At 41.6% G+C, this 20521-nt stretch carries 16 protein-coding genes; 4 read left to right on the top strand and 12 right to left on the bottom strand.

What is annotated here, in order from left to right; genetic code table 11:
* The first annotated feature begins 206 nt into the window (after nt 1-206).
* Together LEP1GSC194_RS13345 and LEP1GSC194_RS13340 are read left to right on the top strand one after the other, a co-directional pair.
* Nucleotides 207-2612 (top strand): TonB-dependent receptor, encoded by a 2406-nt coding sequence (locus LEP1GSC194_RS13345; protein ID WP_020774052.1) that lies wholly within the window; start codon nt 207-209, stop codon nt 2610-2612.
* 29 nt (nt 2613-2641) lie between these two features.
* Nucleotides 2642-3208, top strand: a complete 567-nt coding sequence (locus LEP1GSC194_RS13340; protein WP_017809117.1) for an LIC_11695 family lipoprotein — start codon at nt 2642-2644, stop codon at nt 3206-3208.
* Between the two features lie 211 nt (nt 3209-3419).
* Here the strand turns inward: LEP1GSC194_RS13340 and LEP1GSC194_RS13335 are convergent, their stop codons facing one another.
* Both LEP1GSC194_RS13335 and tyrS read right to left on the bottom strand, forming a co-directional pair.
* Nucleotides 3420-4616 carry a polysaccharide deacetylase family protein gene (locus LEP1GSC194_RS13335; protein WP_036042840.1) on the bottom strand — a complete coding sequence of 399 codons (1197 nt, stop codon included), beginning with the start codon at nt 4614-4616 and terminating at the stop codon, nt 3420-3422.
* 45 nt (nt 4617-4661) lie between these two features.
* Complete coding sequence (gene tyrS / locus LEP1GSC194_RS13330; protein ID WP_020774106.1) at nt 4662-5879, bottom strand: tyrosine--tRNA ligase; 1218 nt, start codon at nt 5877-5879, stop codon at nt 4662-4664.
* A 32-nt stretch (nt 5880-5911) separates the two neighbouring features.
* On the opposite strand from tyrS, the gene LEP1GSC194_RS13325 reads away from it, so the two are divergent.
* On the top strand, nt 5912-7564 hold the full coding sequence (locus tag LEP1GSC194_RS13325) for a glycerol-3-phosphate dehydrogenase/oxidase (protein ID WP_020774079.1): 1653 nt from the start codon (nt 5912-5914) through the stop codon (nt 7562-7564).
* A gap of 464 nt (nt 7565-8028) precedes the next feature.
* On the opposite strand, the gene LEP1GSC194_RS23135 is transcribed toward LEP1GSC194_RS13325, so the two are convergent.
* From LEP1GSC194_RS23135 to LEP1GSC194_RS13290, 7 genes are all read right to left on the bottom strand, one after another.
* Nucleotides 8029-8334 carry a hypothetical protein gene (locus tag LEP1GSC194_RS23135; protein ID WP_081605101.1) on the bottom strand — a complete coding sequence of 102 codons (306 nt, stop codon included), beginning with the start codon at nt 8332-8334 and terminating at the stop codon, nt 8029-8031.
* A gap of 220 nt (nt 8335-8554) precedes the next feature.
* Entirely contained in the window at nt 8555-10312 is a 1758-nt protein-coding gene (gene rpoD, locus LEP1GSC194_RS13315; RefSeq protein ID WP_036042859.1) for an RNA polymerase sigma factor RpoD, read from the bottom strand.
* 18 nt (nt 10313-10330) lie between these two features.
* Nucleotides 10331-12130: a DNA primase gene (gene dnaG / locus LEP1GSC194_RS13310; RefSeq protein WP_020774104.1), complete on the bottom strand. Its 1800-nt coding sequence runs from the start codon at nt 12128-12130 to the stop codon at nt 10331-10333.
* A gap of 17 nt (nt 12131-12147) precedes the next feature.
* Nucleotides 12148-12594 carry a GatB/YqeY domain-containing protein gene (locus LEP1GSC194_RS13305; RefSeq protein WP_017809123.1) on the bottom strand — a complete coding sequence of 149 codons (447 nt, stop codon included), beginning with the start codon at nt 12592-12594 and terminating at the stop codon, nt 12148-12150.
* A 62-nt stretch (nt 12595-12656) separates the two neighbouring features.
* A complete protein-coding gene (gene rpsU, locus LEP1GSC194_RS13300; RefSeq protein ID WP_000232823.1) occupies nt 12657-12866 on the bottom strand; it encodes a 30S ribosomal protein S21 in 210 nt (69 codons plus the stop codon).
* A 194-nt stretch (nt 12867-13060) separates the two neighbouring features.
* Nucleotides 13061-13273, bottom strand: coding sequence for a hypothetical protein (locus tag LEP1GSC194_RS13295; protein ID WP_036042858.1), 213 nt, complete (start codon nt 13271-13273; stop codon nt 13061-13063).
* A gap of 153 nt (nt 13274-13426) precedes the next feature.
* The gene (locus LEP1GSC194_RS13290; RefSeq protein WP_017809127.1) at nt 13427-13870 is read right to left on the bottom strand and encodes a hypothetical protein; all 444 of its coding nucleotides are present in this window, start codon (nt 13868-13870) and stop codon (nt 13427-13429) included.
* 164 nt (nt 13871-14034) lie between these two features.
* Here LEP1GSC194_RS13290 and fbp point away from each other — a divergent pair, with 164 nt between their 5' ends.
* Complete coding sequence (gene fbp, locus LEP1GSC194_RS13285) at nt 14035-15063, top strand: class 1 fructose-bisphosphatase (RefSeq protein WP_020774095.1); 1029 nt, start codon at nt 14035-14037, stop codon at nt 15061-15063.
* Between the two features lie 90 nt (nt 15064-15153).
* Here the strand turns inward: fbp and lvrB are convergent, their stop codons facing one another.
* From lvrB to LEP1GSC194_RS13270, 3 genes are all read right to left on the bottom strand, one after another.
* On the bottom strand, nt 15154-16302 hold the full coding sequence (gene lvrB / locus LEP1GSC194_RS13280) for a hybrid histidine kinase/response regulator LvrB (protein WP_020774117.1): 1149 nt from the start codon (nt 16300-16302) through the stop codon (nt 15154-15156).
* A gap of 36 nt (nt 16303-16338) precedes the next feature.
* Nucleotides 16339-18837 (bottom strand): hybrid histidine kinase/response regulator LvrA, encoded by a 2499-nt coding sequence (gene lvrA / locus LEP1GSC194_RS13275; RefSeq protein ID WP_017809878.1) that lies wholly within the window; start codon nt 18835-18837, stop codon nt 16339-16341.
* 966 nt (nt 18838-19803) lie between these two features.
* Entirely contained in the window at nt 19804-20454 is a 651-nt protein-coding gene (locus LEP1GSC194_RS13270) for an LA_2219 family laminin/E-cadherin/plasminogen-binding protein (RefSeq protein ID WP_020774083.1), read from the bottom strand.
* Nucleotides 20455-20521: the final 67 nt, after the last annotated feature.

Below are 20521 nucleotides of genomic sequence, written 5' to 3'. Positions count from 1 at the left end.
AATATGAACATATTTTTGGCATAGTTTTTGAAACTATAAAAGGGAATTCATAAAAACAATAGATTGTCATTTAAATTTCAATTTCAACTTTTCGATTGTGCACCGATTGGAAATTTCCATTTGAACAATGTTTTTCCATAATTGATTTTGAGTCCTGGAATCAATTATATCTTTACAAATTGATTGTTCTTTTTCCAATGTGCACTATGAATCATGAGTTTCCTTTTTCGCCTTGTCATATAAGTAATAAGGCTGAATTCCTTTTTTCAGATCGTAAAATTCAAAATAAAACCTTTCGAATATTCATATTTCACTTTGTAAACTTCAGAATCTTATCCCGCCTTTGTAAATTTTCCGTTAAAATTCTATTTTTTGTAATATTATCAACTCTTTATGCACAGGAACCTTCACGTTCCACTCCTACCGAATCCAACAAGGAGACTTCCGGGAAAAACGGCGGAATTGTCGTTCAGGGTAAAAAAGATCGGAGAGACCTTGAAATATTCAAAACTCCGAGCAGCATTTCCAGATTCAACGAGCAGGACATTTTGGATACGGGTATATCCAGAACAAACGATATAGATAAGCAAGTTCCGAACTTTGCAATTATAGATTCGGGCGCTCGTAATTTCACATATTATAATATTAGAGGAATGAGAAGTACTTTGTTCAGCGATCCGTCCGTGGGGATAATCTTAGACGGGGTTCCTCTTGCGGACAATGTCGCATTAAATACGGAGCTGTTCGCTCTGGAAAGTATTGAAGTGCATAGGGGTTCTCAAGCTACCGTTTTTGGAAAAAATTTTCAGGGAGGTGTTATAGAGATTAATACCAAAAAGCCGAACAATATGCCTCAAGGCAGATTTACGATCGATTTTGGAAATTATAAAAAAAAGGAATATTCTTTTTTCTATAATACTCCCTTGATCAAAAACACTTTTTACATAGGTGTTTCCGGAAAATCGACCGAAAGAAGCGGGTACCTCAATAATATTACGGGATTTCATTATCCAAATAATTTAGTTTCGGATGTGCCCGTCGAATTTCATAAAACTCATCCCGACGGAAGAAGAGGAAAATCGGGAAGACTTAGGTTGTATTGGACGCCTATCGAAAATCTTGAAATCGATCTACAAGCAAGCGCCGAAAGTTTCGATGACGGTTCTTTAAACATAGTCAATTATCTGGCTTCCAAAACGGAAAGACGAAAAAGTTTAGTAAAAGGATGTGCAATCAGTCCGGAAAATTGTGAGAAAAATTTTAGAACCTATATCAATCGTACTAAATCGGTTCGAAAAGTATATTGGGATTACGAAGGAGTTTCCAACACAACCGGGAACACCTATTCGAGCAACATCAGTTACAAACTTCCTAAAGCCGTTTTTAAAATAGCTTCTAGTATTAGAAAAATGGCAATCGATCCCCTGAATGTGGACGGCGATTTTACGAGAAGCGCCATGTCCAAATCGGAATATGTAGAAAAATCCGTCACCCGAACTCAGGAAACAAACATAGAATCCAAAAATAAAAAAGAGCCGTTCCAATTTAAAATCGGAACATTAGTTTATCATAAAATATCAGATAAGGATTTTACTCAGGAACATTTGACACAATCATATACATATAACGTCCTTAAAGGGTTAAACGCGCCCGCAAGAGAAACACATCACTCAAGAATCGAAGACAAATCACTCAGTCTGTTTACTCATAATAGTTATACGTTTTGGGAAAAATTCACTCTTACCTTAGGAGCCAGAATTGAAACTCAAAAAATTAGGATAGGTCATAGCCGAGACGCGACAGGCGTCCTTTTCGATAATCCGTACGGAGACGTTCGAATTTTATCTCCTCATTATAATAGAGACGATTCCTATCGATACAATGTCTCTAGAATCATTTTCGATTATAAACCCATCGAGTCTTTGATGGTCTTTACGGGTTTAAGCCGCGGTTATAAAAACGCAGGGTATAGTACGGTGGTCAATCAAGCTTCTTTGGCGGCTTTCAAACCGGAAATCAACGATACGATCGAATTCGGAATCAAGTCGAAATATTTCAAAGACACGCTCGGAATCAATGCCACCTATTTTTATACGGAAACGACGGATTTTCACGTAATCAGAGCCATTTCCATCGCTGAGGCCGTAAACTTAAACGCGGAAAAAGTTACGATTCGGGGAGCCGAGATGGAAGCCTACTTAAAACCGTGGACGTCGCTAAGACTCGGTTTTTCAGCGGGATATACGGAAGGAATATTCAATAAGTTTTATGATCGAATTCTAAATACGAATTTCGACGGCAAACGCGTGCATTTTATTCCGCAATACGATATCGTAAGTTATCTGCAATACCGTTCCTTACGGGGTATGTTTTTCAGATGGGAATTTCAAGCCGTAGGAAAGATGTTTTTTGCAACGGATAATACGATCCATAGCAGCCCTTATACGGTTACCAATCTTAAAATCGGATACGAGGAGGATCGTTTATCTGCATACATTTATTGTAATAATTTAAATAACGAATATTACTTCACTTCCTACATCGACGGTACCTTTCAAGCAGTTCCGGGCGCGCCCCTTACCTACGGATTCATTGTAAATTACAAAATATAAGAATCAAACTTTAAGGAGATGTAGACTAAATGAAAAAAAATATAAGAATGGGCATGGTCGTTTTGGCGATTATTACCCTACTTCCCTTTTGCAAAAACGAGGAAAAACTGGATATGAAGGAAGTTCTTGGGATTTTACTGATGAAAAAAAATTCCGAAAGCGAAGGAGAAAGTTTAGGGCTTAAGATTGGATATAGCTATAGATACAAAAAGCAGAATGGAGAGGTTCTTTTTTGTCAAGAATGGAGTACCGCCTATTTGGATAAAAGGGCCTTATGGGACCAATCCGCTCAAGGATTTGTAGATAGAATGAAAGAAGTATACGGTTATGAAATGGTCGTTGAATCCATTGATGGCCCTTGTGTTGTGCCGAATAAGGTAATGGCTTGTAATTACGAAGGTTTTATGGGTGTCAACGAAATGGTAACGAATGTGTATTCGTATGCCGGGGAGCGCGAGTTTTTCGTTCCAATTTGGCACTCTTATAATTTTTTTACGGATGCCAAGACCGGAAAAGCATTGTGTAACAGACTGAATGAGTTCGGGCATGCGACTCAATACAAATGTTACGCGCCGGGACAATGTATGGAAGAATAATTAGAAAACTTGCCTCGTAAGTTCGTCTTGTTTGGAAACGTTGTTTCTATATAAAAGAGCTTTATGGGGTCAGTTCTAATTCGTTTTTACTAAGCGCTGCATGATAAGGTTGCCAGGGATTCTGTACCTAAAAGGTGGATTTGTGTTAAAATTTGCGGCGCACTCATCGGCAGCGTTTAGTAATTTTTAAGGAAGGGATCCTCTCAAAAAATCAATCCTGACGATCGTTGATGATTTCCGGAACGGTTACAAAACTATAACCCTTGGAAAGCATTTCCTGAATAAAATCGGGAAGAATATAGATGAGTTTTTCCGATTGTCTCGGCGAGCCTAAATGCATCAAAATGATGGCTCCGTTCATACCGTTTTTATCCGCTTCTTCCCAACGATACAGAAAATCTAGAGCTTCGGCTTTGGTTTTGTAATTCGGGTTCGGCATGATCCTCGTTTTTCCGCTCTGAGGATCCTTCTTATAAATGAATTTCTTATATACGAAATCCGGAATATCAAGGGAGCCGACAGAATTGTTACTCCAAAAAATATGATGCGTAAATCCCAGTTTTCCGAAAATTCGGATCACCAGAGGATCAAAACCTCCGTAAGGAAGACGATAATACTTGGTCAATTGTTTGCCGGTGACGGATTCGAATTTTTCTTCCACCATTCTCATTTCCTGTTGAAGAAAATCCGCGTCCGGAACTTCGTCGGAAACGTAGCTGAGTAAGGCCCTTTTACGCAGAGAAGGTTCGTATAAACTTCTTGGAATATTATAATGACTCCAAGTATGATTTCCGAAAACGACTCGATTTCCGAGTTCCGAAAGTTTTTTCAAATAATGAAGATTGGTATTGCTAAAGAAGGAACCGTTTTTGAGCGCCGGGTTTTCGTTCGAAACGAACAACGTGATTCTAATGGGAAATCGATTCAAATATTCGTAGATCAGTTTTAAATCTTCTCCGGTTCCCAAATCGAAGGTCAAAGCGATCTCTTTAAAACGGACGTCTCCCCGATTGACGTTTTTTCCCACGTCCTCACTAGCAAGAGATTCTAGATTCTTTTTATTTTCGGAAACCTGATCGGTTAGATCTCCGTCGGGAACCGTATCGTAAAGTTCGGATTTGAATTTAAGGAGTTCCTCTTCCTGTTGTTGTTCTTCGATACGAAGAGACGTTAAGGTTTCTTCGAGACTAGCGATATGAACCGTTTGTTTTTCGACGGTGGCTTCCAATCTGAAAATTCTATTTGTTAAGATCAGAACGGATGTAGCGCCTAAGAATGTAAAAAAGCCGATGGAAAAAAGGATACGAAGAGTTTTGAATTTTCGCTCGATCACCTCGGATTCGATTCCGCTTTTTTTAATTTCGGAAATCGTTCTGGAAAGTTCCGATGATTCTTCTTCGCTTAACATTCAAATTCGATTGAAAGGAAGAATTTCGAATCCTTCAAATCATTTTTAGGAAAGAATTTTTAAAAATTTTCCCTTTTTACCCTGCCTCACCAAGTATTCTTTCCCTTTTTGAATCGTGAGTTTTTCGTCCGTGATTTTGTCTTCGGAGAGATACAATCCTCCGGCTTTGATAAGTCTTCTTCCCTCGGAGACGGATGGAACAAAAGAAAGTTTGTTTAAAACCCAAACCAGCAAGGGTTCCGGAGTTTCCACAAAAAATTCTTCTCCTAATTTTACTTCTTTGACATCGTCCGGAACGGCCCTCGATCTCGGGTTATGTATTTTTTTCCATTCTTCGATCGCCTCTTCGTTTTCGGAAGAAGGAGAAAACTGATCCATGATGAGTTTTGCAAGTTCGGTCTTCACTTCTTTCGGATGGAGTTCTTTCTTTATCATTCCTTCCTTGCGAGTTTCGATTTCGGGTAGCGGAAGGTCGGTTAAGAGTTCGAAATAATTCCACATCAGTTCGTCGCTGATCGACATGAGCTTACCGAACATATCGATCGGCGCCTCGGTAATTCCCACATAGTTACCGAGGGACTTGGACATCTTTTTAGATCCGTCGAGTCCCACAAGCAACGGAAGAGTCAGAACACATTGTGCTTCCTTTCCGTATTCCCTTTGTAAGTCCCTTCCTACGAGAAGATTGAATTTCTGATCGGTTCCACCGAGTTCTACGTCGCATTCCATCGCAACCGAATCGTAACCTTGTACGAGAGGATATAAGAATTCGATCATGGAGATCGGTTGACCGGCTTTGTAGCGTTTGCTGAAGTCGTCTCTTTCGAGCATTCTGGCGACGTTGTATTTGGAACTTAAGACCAGGACGTCCTCAAAGTTCATTCCGGAACACCAGCTCGAATTGTAAACGATCTTGGTTTTCACCGGATCTAAAACTTTAAAAACTTGGCTCTGATAAGTCTTTGAATTTTCGAGAACTTCCTCTTTGGAAAGTCTTTTTCTGGTTTCGGATTTTCCGGTCGGATCTCCGATCATAGCCGTAAAGTCGCCGAGTAGAAAGGAAACTTCATGACCTATGTCTTGGAAATGTTTTAGTTTTTTAAGCTGAACGAAATGTCCGAGATGAAGATCGGGCGCGGTGGGATCGAAACCGGCCTTGATCTTGAGCGTTTTCTTTTTTTGAAGTTTGGATTTTAATTCTTCTTCGCTGATCAGATCAACGGCGCCGCGACGGATGATTTCGATTTGTTTTTGAATGTCCATGAAAGAAAATCCGGATTGGATTGTGAAACTTAATGCAAATTTGTAGGGGGAAAGAAACCTGTAAAGCAGGAAGAATTCTCAAAATGGAAAAACCAAACAGAACCGAACAAATTTCGAAACTGCAAAAAGAATCCTTTGATATCCTCGTGATCGGAGGCGGATCCACCGGAACCGGAGCCGCTCTCGATGCCGCGAAACGAGGTTATAAAACCGCTCTTATCGAAAAGAAAGACTTCGCATCCGGAACCTCTTCTCGTTCCACCAAACTCATTCACGGCGGAGTACGTTATCTGGCTCAGTTCCATTTTAAATTGATCCACGAAGCTCTGACGGAAAGACAACGACTTTTGGAAAACGCTCCTCATCTGGTCAAACCCCTTAAGTTTGTTCTTCCCGCGTATCGTTTTTACGAAAGACCGTATTACGGAATCGGTCTTACACTCTATGACATCCTCGCTTCAAAAGGAAAACTTCCTTCTCACAAATCCGTTTCCAAGTCCGAAGCCATCTCCGAATTTGCGGCGATCAAAAAGGACGGACTTTTTGGAGGGATCACATACTACGACGCTCAGTTCAACGATTCCCGTTTGAACGTTCTTCTTGCAAGATCCGCGGAAAAAGAAGGTGCGACTGTCGCCAACCGAGTCGAACTCGTTTCTTTTATTAAAAAAAATGGAAAGATCGTCGGTGCCAATCTCAAAGATTTAGAAACCGAAAAAACTTTTCCGGTTTATGCGAAAGTAATCGCAAACACGACGGGCATCTGGGTGGATCACGTTCGTAAATTGGACGACCAAAGAACGTTTAACGTTCTTTCTCCGAGTCAAGGGATTCACTTGGTATTTTCCAAAGAAAAAATTCCTTGCGAATCCGCAATGATCATTCCAAAGACAAAAGACGGACGCGTCGTATTCATCATTCCCTGGGAGGATCACGTCATTCTGGGAACCACGGATACTCCGATTGAAAACCCGGGAGACGAACCTCTTCCGATCGGTAACGAGGTTCGGTTCTTACTCGATACGGGAAACGATTATTTGGAAAATCCGGTTACCGAAAAAGATATTCTCTCCGTGTTTGTGGGGATTCGTCCTTTGATTTCTCCGGAAGGAAATCAGGATACGAAGAATATTTCGAGAGAGGAAGTCATCCTCGTTTCCAACTCGGGGCTTGTCACAATGGGCGGAGGAAAATGGTCGACTTACAGAAAGATGGCGGAAGACCTTGTCGACAAACTCATCCAAGTCGCTAACTTGGAAAACAAAACGAAATGTTCCACGAAGTTTTATTCGTATCCGGGCGCGAAAGGTTATTCGGAATCTCTCTATCTGGAAATCGAAAAAACGTATAAGGTCAATACGATCTTCGCAAAGAGATTACAAAATTATTATGGAACCGAAGTTTTCGAAATCTTGGGTAAAAAACCGAAACTTTTAGCAAAGGGAATCCCCTACTTTGAAGAAGAGGTTTTATTCGCGGCCCGAGAAGAATTCGCGTTAGGCGTCACCGATGTTCTTGCAAGACGATTTCGAATTCTTTTTGTGAATTTGGATCTCGCTCAAAAGATGGTTGCTCCAGTCGCGGTCCTTCTTTCCAAACAACTCAAGTGGAAAGACAAAACAAAAAAGGCGGAAGAATCTGCTGCGATTGAGTTGATCGAAAGTTTGAGAAAGTCGTATCGTTGAATAGAAAAGGAAATTCTAATTTTCTAATATTGGAGAATTCGAATTTCTAAAGACCCTAGGAACAACGACGTCTTATTGTAAAAAAACTGCGCCCTGAATCCTGACCCATAGGGAAGGATTCAATTAGTTCCCTGTTTCGGAAACTCAATATCTTGCTCTCTATGGATCGCTCGATAGGTGGTGGGATTGGCGGGAAGAAGTTCGAGAAATTTTTCTTTATCAGAAAAATCTGATCTTCGCAGGCAAAAATTATCTCTTAAGAATGTAGGACTCCTACTTCTTTCACCAAAACAAGTCATTCGATACGCTTCTTCGAAGCTACTCAGGACAAGTCATCTCAACTCAGGGAACTCCTCATTATAGATCCACGTTCAAAGGGGCCTGCCCTGAGTAGGACGAAGACCGTATCGAATCGGAAGAAAATCTGGGTCGGCTCTGGTTTCCTCAGAAAAAGTATCTGATATCTAATCGGGCAGTATTTCCTCAGATTTCGTTAGAATTTTCCATTGCTTCTTCGAATGACTGTACTTCTTCTTAATGGCGTTGAGATCTCTGTCAACCCTAGAGCATCTAAGCTCAGCAAACTTTTTCTTTAGAAATGCTCTCCGCTCGGCGTCATACCCTTCTTCTCCACGAAAATGGATGCACATTACGACCCTTTCTAAGATAGCTTTAATATCTGCGGGCCTGCCTTTTGAGGCTTCGGATAAGTATATATCATTCGCTGATAAGGGGAAAACGAGCCAAAAAAGCAATAAGCCGATTTTCATAAATTCCATGCAATGCACACCTATTGGCGATTCAGTATGATCCGCAAAGGGCCGGTCAACGGCAAAACTGTTCATGAGAACTTTCTGGAATATTCCTACATCGAATTCACGTTAAAATAGAATTCGAAGTCGTTCTGCTGCGTCGCTCCGTATATCATAAAAGTCTAATATTTTCAAGTAGAATTTTCGAAGTCTACCCCTGTCGAAACTCCGACAATTCCTAACCGTCGATATAATCTTTTAACTTTTTAGAACGAGACGGATGTCTGAGTCTTCGAAGGGCCTTCGCTTCGATCTGACGAATCCTTTCTCTCGTAACCTTAAATTGATAACCGACTTCTTCCAAAGTTTGCGGATAACCGTCGTCTAAACCGAAACGCATCCGAATCACCTTTTGCTCGCGCGCAGGCAAAGTATGAAGTACCTGACGGATCTGTTCCGCTAAGATGCTGGACGCGGCCGCATTCACGGGAGTTTCCACTTCCGTATCCGGAATAAAATCCCCCAGTTCCGAATCTTCTTCGGAGCCTACGGGAATTTCGAGGGAGATCGGTTCCCTCGCAACGTTCTTGACCATCTTGACTTTTTGCACCGGCCAACCAAGTCTTTCCGCAATTTCTTCGTTGTTCGGATCTCGTCCGAATTCTTGGATGAACAATCTGGTCTCGCGAATGACCTTGTTGACCTGTTCGATCATATGAACCGGAACACGGATCGTCCTTGCTTGGTCTGAGATCGCTCTTGTGATCGCCTGACGGATCCACCAAGTCGCGTATGTGGAGAATTTATAACCTTTCTTATACTCGAACTTATCCACCGCTTTGATGAGACCGATATTCCCTTCCTGGATCAAATCGAAGAAGTGCATTCCGCGATTCGCATAACGTTTCGCGATGGAAACCACAAGTCGCAGATTCGCCTTAACGAGTTCTTTTTTGGCCTGGGAGATTTCCCTTTCACCCTTGATGATCTTTTCGCCCCAGTCCTTGATTTCTTGAACCGTAGAACCCGCTTCCTGTTCCATACGACGGAGTTTTCTTTCGTTGTTTCGGATATCCTTGATGACCTCTCGAACTTCGTCTATGTTGACTCCCATTTTGACTTCGATGTCGTCTAACTTCTCGTTTTTTTCTATGAATCGGTTGAACGCTTTGATGTCGCGAACGTCCTGACCGTACTGAGCCTTGATCTTTAAGAAGTGACGATCGATTTCCTTGATTCTAAAAACCATGGACTTGATCTTCTGGGAAATTTTCTGAATTTCTTTTTGAGAAACACCCAGTTCGCGGATTGCGTTGTGAATGATATCCGTGGCGGCGTCGATCTTCTCTTTAAATTCTTTGAACTTTTTGGAAGTTTCGGAATACTTTCTGATCTTGGAAACGGCTTCCTGAAGAACTTTTTCCTGTTCTTGGATGACTAAAATATTCTTAAAAAATAACTCTTCGAGTTTGTGAGCCTCTTCCGCATTGAGGGCATACATCTTGTCCACGCGAATCAGGTCGTAGACCTTGATCTTCTTGCTTCGGATCTTCGGTAAAAGTTTAATGTAGTTCGCTCTGAGAATGGAAGAACTAAGAATCGTCTCTTCGATGATTTTCTCGCCCTTCTCGATTCTTTTTGCAAGAAAGACCTCGGTCTCGCCGGAAATCAAACTCACCTTACCGATTTCTCTCAAATACAGTTTGATCGGATCTTCGGAACCGCTTGTGGACGCCGAGGATTCTTTTTTCTTTCTCGCGGGTTTGGAATCGTCTTTAGGAACGAGTGTGGAAGCTGGTTCCAGAGTGTTTCTGGTGTATTCCTCCACAATTTCGATTCCCATCTCGTGTAGGAGGGTAAAAAAATCGTCTATCTTTTCCGAGTTCAGAATTTTGTCGGGAAGGATCTCGTTGATATCATCGTACGAGACTTCTCCGTTTGCCTTTCCAAGAGATATAATCTTCTGAACCTCAGGCATGCTTTGCAGATTTTCCATCATTCAATTTCCCTCTATTTATGTGGTAGCCGATTGACTCCGGATATGCTCCAGAATCTTTTCTTTTTCTTTACGGTAGAAACTCAGTTCCGTAAAGACCTCGGGCGTAAAAAAACGTTCTCTTCTTTGATCGAGTTCCCGAATTCTTTCCTCGATCCTAAACTTCTTTTGTTGTAACAAAAGTATTCGAAAAATCTTATGCAGTTCCCCCGGTTCCACCTTTTCGGAATCCTCTTCCAAAAGATACGGAGCCAGAGCTTGTTTTAGATCCTCGGGAACGTCCGAGGCTAAAATTCTCACAGGAGAAATTTCACCTTCTCCCGTATAAATCGTATATAGATAATCCCAAAGAAAGGAACTGGCAATGTCCATGAATTCCATCGAAGAGATTTCCTCCGAATAGGAAAACAGTCCCGTGTGTTTGACGAGCATGGAGATGATTTTTCTTTCACAATCCAACGCAGGACCCGAGATCCCTTGAACTTCCCTTAGGTTAGAACTAGTATCGGCATTTGAAGGTCCATTCTTGGCCCCGGTTCCGCCTTTAAAATCCCGAAGAACCGCTTCCATACTGATTCCGAGTTTGTTGGCTCCGAGTCCCAAAAGGAACTGTTTGTCCGTTTCCCGATTCAAACTCTGGATGAAAGAATATAGATTTTGAAGCGACCTTCTTTTCTTTTCCGGTAAAGCCCGAGAATCAGCGTTTTCGAGCAATTCTCCGACAACGAATTCCGATCCCGGAATTTGTTCCGACAAAAGTTCGTTCAACTCGGGTCTGCTTAAGAGTTTTGCGAGATCAAATGGATCCTTTCCTTCCGGAAGCAGAACGATGGAACATTCCATTCCTTCTTTGAGACAAATCTCTGCGGCTCTCAAAGCGCCTTTTTTTCCTGCCACGTCCCCGTCCAAAACGAACGTCACTCGTTCCGCAAATTTTTTAAGAGTTCGAATATGATTTTCCGTAATCGCGGTGCCCATGGAAGCGATTACGTTTTCATAACCTCTTCTCACGAGTCCGATCACGTCCAAATATCCTTCCACGAGCATGGCTTCGCCAGTTTTACGAACCCCTTCCCTGGCTCTGAAAAAATTATAAAAGGTGCGGCTCTTATCGAAGATTACGGAGGCGGAACTATTGATGTATTTGGCTTCTTTTCCGGGACCTAAAATTCTTCCGGAAAATGCAATGGTTCTGCCGGATAAATCCAAAACCGGAAATAAAATTCGGTCTCGAAAGAAATCGTAAGGACGTCCGTTACCCGCTTCTTTCTCTCGAAGAAGTCCGAGCTGAATGGCTCCCGCGATTTCGTCTTTGGTTTTTAAGACTTCTTTTGCAAGAGTTTCAAATCCTTCCGGGGCATAACCCAGTCCAAACAATCGAATTTCGGAATCTTCGATTTCTCTGGACTTTAAATAATCCAGAGCATTTTTTCCGATCGGAGTATGCAACAGATGTTGGTAATATTCGGAAACCTTTAAATTGATTTTATAAAGAAAGTCGGAGATCTCCGCGTTCTTGGAATTTTTTTCTTCCAGAGGAATTCCGGAGTATTCCGAGAGAATTTCCAACGATCTGGAAAAATCCACTCTCTCGTAATCCATCACAAATCGGATGAGATCTCCCGACGCCTTACAGCCGAAACAATAGTAAAATTGTTTTTCGGCAGAAACGTTAAAAGAAGGGGATTTTTCCTGGTGAAAAGGACAAAGTCCTAAGAAATTTTTTCCTCGTTTTTTAAGAGGAACAAAACGGGAAATGTAAGATTCGATGGGAACTTCCCTATGAACTCGATCGATGAAATCCTTTTTGTTAGACAAAGGGGTCTCACTTAAGATCAGGAAAGCCTGGATTTAACAATTGCCGAAACTTTAGTACCGTCGATACTCTTTCCTTTGAACGCGGCCATAACTTTACCCATGACCTTTCCCATATCCTTTGCGGTTGGTTGTAATTCCGCAAAGATTTGATCGATCGTTGCGATGATCTCCGATTCCGGAAGTTCCGGAGGAAGATACTCTTTGAGAACGGATGCCTCTCCTTCTTCCTGAGTTAAAAGATCGTTTCTTCCGGCCTTTTGATACATCTGGATCGCGTCCAGACGTTTTGCAAAAGCCTTCTTGATAACGGAAACAACCTGATCGTCCGAAAGTTCTTTGGCTCCGGTCTTAGTCAGTTCGTATTGAATATCGGATTTGAGAAGACGAAGCGTGGAAAGATGAGGTTCTTTCTTTGCTTTCATCGCCTCTTTCAGATCGTCATTGATTTTTATCTGCAGGGACATAGGTTTTTAAGATTCAATTTTGAGGGGAATCAAACTGATTCCATTTTAACAAAGCCCGAACTTTAGGCTTTGTCTTTTTTAGAGAAAAGGCGTTTTTTCTTTTCTGCTTTTCTTTTTGCGGATTCGATCGCTTTTTTCTTTTTGATACTCGGTTTTTCGAAGTATTCTCTGCGTTTGATTTCGCTCATAATTCCTGCGTTTGCACAGTCGCGTTTGAAACGTTTCAGAGCAGATTCGATCGACTCCCCGTCTTTTACAATGATTCCTACCATTCGATTTTTAGATTCCTTCGTTTTATTGCCATTCTCCAAACGATTTCGTTTGGAGATAAAATTGCATACCAATCGCTACCGATTTCCAATCAGAAATAAGTAGACAAGATCCACGATACCAGAAAAAAGGGGCATTATGTCAAGGGTTTTCCGACAAAATCTCAAAAAGGCGTCGTTTTTCCTACAATTCCGATTTACGCGGCAAAGAATTCCGCTTTTTGAATCTCAGAAATCTCAATTTGAGCCACGATTCCTGTTTTTCCGTTCTTAATTACCACATCTCCGTTCAATCTTCTGTTTTTATCCAGCTCGATCACGGTTCCGTTTTTAAGATGGAGGATGATGTCGATCCCTCTGTAGTCAATGTACCTTGCCAGGGTTTTTCTGAACTTTTCTGCTTGATCCATTCTTTCCTCCGAGGGTTGTCCCTCGTGAAAATTTACGGTACAACTGTTCATTCCCTGAAGAACTTTTTAAAAAAGATGAATGGAGTTCGCTTAACAAGCGTCATGTACTTTTTGAAAAACGAGTAACTCTTTCCAGGTCGCTTTAAACAAATTTCATTTCTCTTTTGAATAAACGATTAATTCTTTCCAAATCGGTTCGATCGAATCGATGGGAGAATCCAGTTCCATGAATTGAATCTCATAATCCACGATAAGATGATTTACCTGAAAGACGACTTCGTTGAATCTCGCTTGAACCACTTCCGTCTTGCAATCCGGAGATAACGTAAGAATCGATCTCGGGCTGATGACATACAATTTATCGTAAGGACGGAGGTGGGCCTGAATGATCGACTTCAACTCTTTCATGATTTCGCCGGACCTTTGTTCTCCCAAAAGTTTAAAATAAGGATGTAAATCCTGAAAATAGAAATGGGTGATCACGATTTCGTTACTCAGAGAATTTTGGATGTCCCTCACGATCTGATTCGAAAATTCTTCGAAGGGATCTTCCGTAATTTTATATTTGTGTGTGATCGGTTTGATTGCGGATTCCATAGGAGGCTCCTTCTACTTACAATATATCGGATGAGAATCTTCTCAAAAATCGCAAGTTTCTTTTTAAATCTCAACTTTCGGATAAGCTCTTTTTCGGAGATCTTTTCGCTTGAATTCGGAGACACTCGGAAAACTCTGTTCGAATCATTTTCCCAGAGGAATTTATGTCTGTCCATCCTACACAAACATTGAGTCTTTCCCAGTATCTTATCGAGGAACAACTCAAGTTACCTCAGGCGACGGGGGACTTTACGGCTTTGATGAGCCATTTGGTTTACGCCGCTAAGATCGTTTCCAGAGAGGTTAGAAAAGCGGGTCTTTTAGAAAACATTCTCGGTTCTACCGAAGTTGTAAACGTTCAAGGGGAAACCCAAATGAAACTGGACGAATATGCGGATAAGGTTTTCAATCACACCCTGACTCGTTCAGGTCATCTTTGTATCTTAGGAAGCGAGGAACACGAAGACACTGTTCCCGTTCCGAACGGATACAAAATCGGAAAATACACCATCGCGATCGATCCGCTTGACGGTTCTTCCAATATAGACGCGAACGTTTCCATCGGAACCATCTTCTCCGTTCATTTGCGGAAAAGTCCCGGCGGAACTCCCGGAACGTTAGGCGATCTTCTTCAGCAAGGTTTCGGACAGAGAGCCGCCGGTTACGTTTTATACGGATCTTCCACGATGCTCGTTCTTTGTACGGGTAAAGGAGTTTCCGGATTTACGTTAGACCCTTCTTGTGGAGAATTCATTCTTTCCCATCCGGATATGCAGATGCCGGAAACCGGAGGTATTTACTCCATCAACGAAGGAAACTACAACTATTGGTCGGATGAAGTGAAAAATTATATTCGAGACATCAAGTCGATCGAAGGCGGGAAAAAACCTCAGTCGGGTCGATACATCGGTTCCTTGGTCGCGGATTTTCATAGAAACCTCTTGAAAGGCGGAATTTTTCTCTATCCGAACGATACCAAGTCCACGAAATACCCGAACGGTAAATTAAGACTTCTTTATGAAGCGGCTCCTATGGCGTTCATCGCGGAACAAGCGGGTGGAATCGCAGTCACCGTTTACGGAGAAAGGATTTTGGATCTCACTCCTAAAGAACTCCATGAGCGTACGACACTGGTCGTGGGAAGCAAAAAAGAAGTGGAACATTTCTTAAAGTTCGCTCCGAAAAAACCCTAACCGAAGCGGATTCGAAAACTTTCTATATCATAAAATCATACTTTTTGCAATCAGAAGTATGATTTTTGTCGAAACTCTCGCTTTTAAGGTTTACTGAGTGCTCGCGTCGAAAACCGGAATTCTTAAATAAAACCGAGTGTATTGTCCCGGTTCGCTTTCAAAGTTAAGACAACCTCCGTGTTCCTTCGCGATTCCCAAACTAACCGACAAACCCAAACCGGTTCCTTTATCGGCCGCCTTTGTCGTAAAAAAAGTTTTAAAGACCGATTGTTGAATATCGATCGGAATTCCCGTGCCGAAATCCTGAACCGCAAATTCGGCGTACTTCTTGTTGTTCTCTTCTACGATTGAATTTTCCAAGATGATCCTTTTTTCGTCGTCATACTCCGGATACTTTTGATTCAGGCTGTCTACGGAATTGTTTATAAGATTTACAAGAATTTGAAGAATCTGACCTTCCCTACATTGAATCGAATATCCCGGTTCGATGTTTTTCCAAGAGGCGTCGATTCGATTCATTTTAAAGATTTGTTGTGTGATCGATTCCAGTTTTACGAAAATTTCTCCTACTTCCACGGGATGAAGCGATCCCTTATCGTCCCTGGAAAATCGAAGAAGATTTTTCATAATGGTGGAGATTCGAGCGCTTTCGTCCCGAATTTTAGAAGCCAATTGTTTTGTTTTATTGGAGTCGATTTCCCCTTTTGCGATTATGGCCGCATACTCCGAAATCGCAAGCAAAGGATTGTTGATCTCGTGTGCCAAAGTTCCCGCCATAACACCCATCGCTTCCAGTTTTTGGCTTTGTATCAGTTGCTCTTCGAGTTCGTATCTTTCCTTTTCCGCCTTTATGCGTAATTCATGATCTTCAATTTCGTGTAAGGCTCTCTGCACTGCGGGAAGAAGTTTTTCGATTCTATCTTTGAGAACGTAATCCGTCGCACCCATGGTAAGCGTCTTTATGGCCGCGTCCTCCCCGTAAGTTCCCGATACGAATATGAAAGGCGTCGTAGGACAGATTTTTTTAGCCAATTTCAAAGCGGAAAATCCGTCGTATTTGGGAAGGCTGAAATCGGATAGGATTAGATGAGGTTTTTGATCCAGGATCGCCTGAGTGAATCCTTCCGAATCGGTGACGTGAATCGGGTAGTAATCGATTTTTGCGCGATTCAATTGCCTCTGAATCAACTCTAGATCCACTAAAGAATCTTCTAAAAAAAGGAATTTCCATCTATTCATGCGTAGTACCGTTTTCTATATTTTTATGACGTTATTTTAAATGTTTTCACTTTCCGAAAGTTTAGGAAGAGTGAATGAAAATTTGGCGCCTCGGTTCACCTCTCCTTCCGCAAATACCTGCCCCCCGTGGCGTTGTACGATTCTGGATACGATCGCCAAACCGACTCCGGTTCCCTCAAATTCCTCTTGGGTATGAAGTCTTTGAAATACCTTGAATAATCTGGTCGAATAGGCCTTATTAAAACCGACTCCGTTGTCTTCCACGAAGTAAACGTTAAATCCGTCTACTTCCTTAAAACCGATTTTAATCACAGGATATTCCCTCGTAGAAGAATATTTAACCGCATTGGAAATGAGATTGATCCATACCTGCTTGAGGGCGGACCCGTTTGCAAAAGCGTTCGGCAATTTTTCGACCTGAAACGAATAATCCTTTTTCGGATAATTTTGAAGAACGGTTGTGATCGATTCTTCGACCATTCTGTTTATATCGACGATTCTGCTCGTCATATCGATCTTTGAAACCTTGTGAAAATTCAAAAGGTCCTGTATAAGATTATTCATATAAAACACGTTTTTTTGTACGATCTTGAGCAATCTCAGAACCTCCGAATCCATCGTCTCGGAAAAATCTTCCAAGATGATTCGGATAAAACCGTCGATCCCTAAAATCGGGGCGCGAAGATCGTGCGATACGGAATAACTGAAGGATTCCATGTCCTTATTCGCGACTTCCAGGGTCTCAATCGTTTTTTTACTCGCGGCAAAATTGTGAACTTTCACGCTCAGTTCTTCCGGCGTAAACGGTTTGATCAGATAATCGTGGGCTCCTTCTTGCAGGAGTTTGACTCTGAAATTCTGATCTGACTTTGCGCTTAAAAAAAGGATATATGTTCCGGAAAGTTCCGGAATTTTTCGGATCTCTTTTACCATCTGATCCCCGCTCATCACCGGCATCATAATATCGGTAACGATAATGTCCGGCTTTTCAAGAATCGCTTTTTCCAAACCCTCTTTTCCGTCTACAGCAATCCAAAGATTGAAATCAGCGGATAACGTATCGAAAACGTATTTTCGCATTTCCGCGTTGTCCTCCACGATCAAAACCTTGGGACGATTGTAAAAGGTTGAAGGTTCCTGCGTTTCGATTTTATTTTTCTGTAATTTATTAATATCGCTTATCAAGGCGGGAGTCAATTCTTCCGTCCCAATCGATTGTTGTCTATCTTCGATCTGAATCGGAGCGTAAATCGGAATCTGAACCTTAAACAGAGCTCCGCCCAAAATAGAATCGGAAACCCCGATCGATCCCATATGTAGATTTGCAAATTCCTTTGCGATTGCAAGCCCAAGTCCCGTTCCTCCGAAAGTTCGGGAATCTCCTTCTTCCCCTTGTCTGAATTTTTCAAAGATCTGATCTCTCAGATGAACCGGAACTCCGGGACCGTTGTCCGCAACGTATATGGAAGCCATCACACCTTCCGTTTTCAAAGCACAATGGATCTTACCGGAATCGGGAACGAATTTAAACGCGTTTGAAAAAAGATTCAATACGATCCGTTCCACTTTGGAAACGTCCATCTGAATCGGAAAATTTTCGGGAATACTCAACACAAAGTCTATATTTCTTTCCTTGGCTATGATATCGAAATGAGCCGCTATAAACCGAATCACATCCGAAAGATTCGCATTCGAATATTTTAATGTCATTTTACCGGATTCCAATTTGGAAAGATCCAGGAGATCGTTTACGTGTTTGAGAAGAGTATAGGAATTTCTTTCGATGGTTTCCAAATGGGCGCGCTGGGTCGAAGCGATTCCTTGATCTTTCAGCAAGGTTCGGGTGGAACCGATAATTAAGGTCAAAGGCGTTCTTAACTCGTGGCTTACGTTGGCAAAGAACTGAGATTTCAATTGATCCATATCGAACAAACGTTTGTAAATTTCCTGAATTTCATGTTCTCTCAGGGTAAGTTCTTCGTTGAGTTTAAGAAGTTTTTTATTGTTACTCTGAATCTCTTGAGCCCTTTGATAGATCTCCGTTTCCATAGAGGCCGTCAGATTTCGCAGGTCTTCGGCGATCTTGTTCTGTTCTTTTCCCTTGTTTTTGAGTCGAACAAATTCCGTTACCTCCTCCACTTTGTGGACGATGTAAACCACTTCCCCTTTTTCGTCCAAAATCGGAGAATTCATCGGGCTCCAGTATTTTTCTTCGAACCCTCCCCCATCCGCCTCGGATCGCCTAACGTCGTACTTTTGGACGGCCATTGTGTTCGAAGCTTTATCCTTTAAAACGAGCATAAGAGAATCGTGCAAATTACCCGCGCCGTCCGCGTTCGGATCGGAAGGGTTGTCCGGAAAAACGTCGAAAATTCCGCGGCCGAGAATTTCATCTCGTTTTGTATTCGTTGCTTTGAGGTAAGACTCGCTTACCGCGGCGATTCTAAGATCGGGAAGGAGGATGAGATAAAGTCCCGGAAGAGACTCGAATATGAGCCGATATCCGTCCCGTTTTAAATCGATTGAATTTATCATAAATTTCTAATCCGAAATTACTCCAAAATCGCATTCGCTTCGGTATTTGTAAGTTGCGAGGACAAAAAATATCAAAGTTTAAATGGAATTTCAAACTCTTTTTACGGAAATTTACAATTCGGTTCGTTTTATGAAAGTATAACATAATTCCTTAAAATGGGATCTACTTTTTTAAAAGGAGAATTTGAATTCTACACGAAACGGATCATTATCACGTTGGAATATTCATATTTTCCGGTATTGGAAAAGGATCGAAGAGCTGATTTTTCCGTTTGAATTTCTGAATGTGACAAAAAAATTCGAAAAACTTAATTGAAAACCTATCCTTAATTTTTCAAAATCCGGTAAACTTTCTCATTCAAACGCATTACTGAATCCGAATGAGTTTAGGAAAAACTCTTAGTATACAACACATTTGTCTGCAACTTAGAATGATTCAAAGTTGCTTTTCAATATTCAGAGTGTACTAAAAATAAGCTTCCGGCTCGCAATGTAGTTTGCGGGCCACTTAATCGTTTATCAGGTCAGAGTATACGTTTCGTGAAATGTGGGAACTCCTGCGTTGATAGGATCCTCGGCTTTGACGGACTCCAATCGCAGGAGATCATCGAGAAGATAACAACAGATACTTGTAAGAGAGTCCCCAAAAAGAGTCCAACTTGCGGCGGCGCCTAAGTATTACATCCAAGGGTGTCAGGAATTCTGTATCTACTCAAAAACTACATAATAGAGTGTCCAGAATTCTGCCTTTAAACCGGGGGTTCGTCTCAAAATTCATGGTACTCTTTATATAGGAATCAGTAAAAGGCGGATTTGTTCTAAAATTCCCGGTCACTTCATAGGCAGCGTTTAGTGACAATCGTTTCATTCTTAATTTTTCCGAGACTGAGTTTGAAACGCCCGTTTTTTTTATCGGGGCGTTTCGTAACAACTTTAGAAATTTCTAAAACAGAAATTCCAAGGAAATCATTTCCTACGGATAACTTCCTTTTTTAATTCTTCTTTGACCGCGTCGCGAGTGCTTCCCTTATGGTTTTTCAATTCCAAAGAATAGTGAATCTGAAACCTTGTCACGACGGGTTTATCCTCGGAATGTTCCATTGCCCAACGGGTCACATCGTTTTGAACGATCTTAGCAAGGTCGTTGATTCTAGGCACTCTTGTATTAAAACGAATCGTCTCAAAGGCTCCCGTATTTCCGTTTAACACGACGATGATGATCCCGTCGTCTACGAAATTGATTTTGTTAAAACGAACCAACTCTTCGCTGATAAGAGCGTCCCCGCCCTTATCCACTTTTCTTTTGATGAACTTGGAGCCTCTCAATTGACGCAGTTGATAACCTTCGCTCGAAATATGAACTCGAAAGTATTCCAAAGGATCCTTGGAAGGTTTTAAAAAAGACGCCGGATCTTCCGTATTTAAAACGACTTCTCTTCCCTCCTCGTCCAATACGATTTCGTTTTCTCCGGCGGGGTTTGGAACCGATTCCCGTTTTGTAACCTCGTTATCCGCGGTTTTTGTACTGGAACAGGAAAGGATCCAAAATAAGCTCCAACTTAGTCCCACAAGCAGGATCGTTTTTTTAAGAACGGACTTTGATTTTATACACGACATTGATTTTTGATTCTCCGAAGCTGATTTCCAATTAAAAAATTCGAATATAACGAGGATAAACGCGAAT

The organism is Leptospira alstonii serovar Sichuan str. 79601, assembly GCF_000347175.1.
In the GTDB taxonomy this organism is placed as follows: Bacteria; Spirochaetota; Leptospiria; order Leptospirales; family Leptospiraceae; genus Leptospira; species Leptospira alstonii.
Note: the sequence above shows the minus strand (reverse complement) of the source record. Positions and strands in the feature narration are given on the sequence as shown.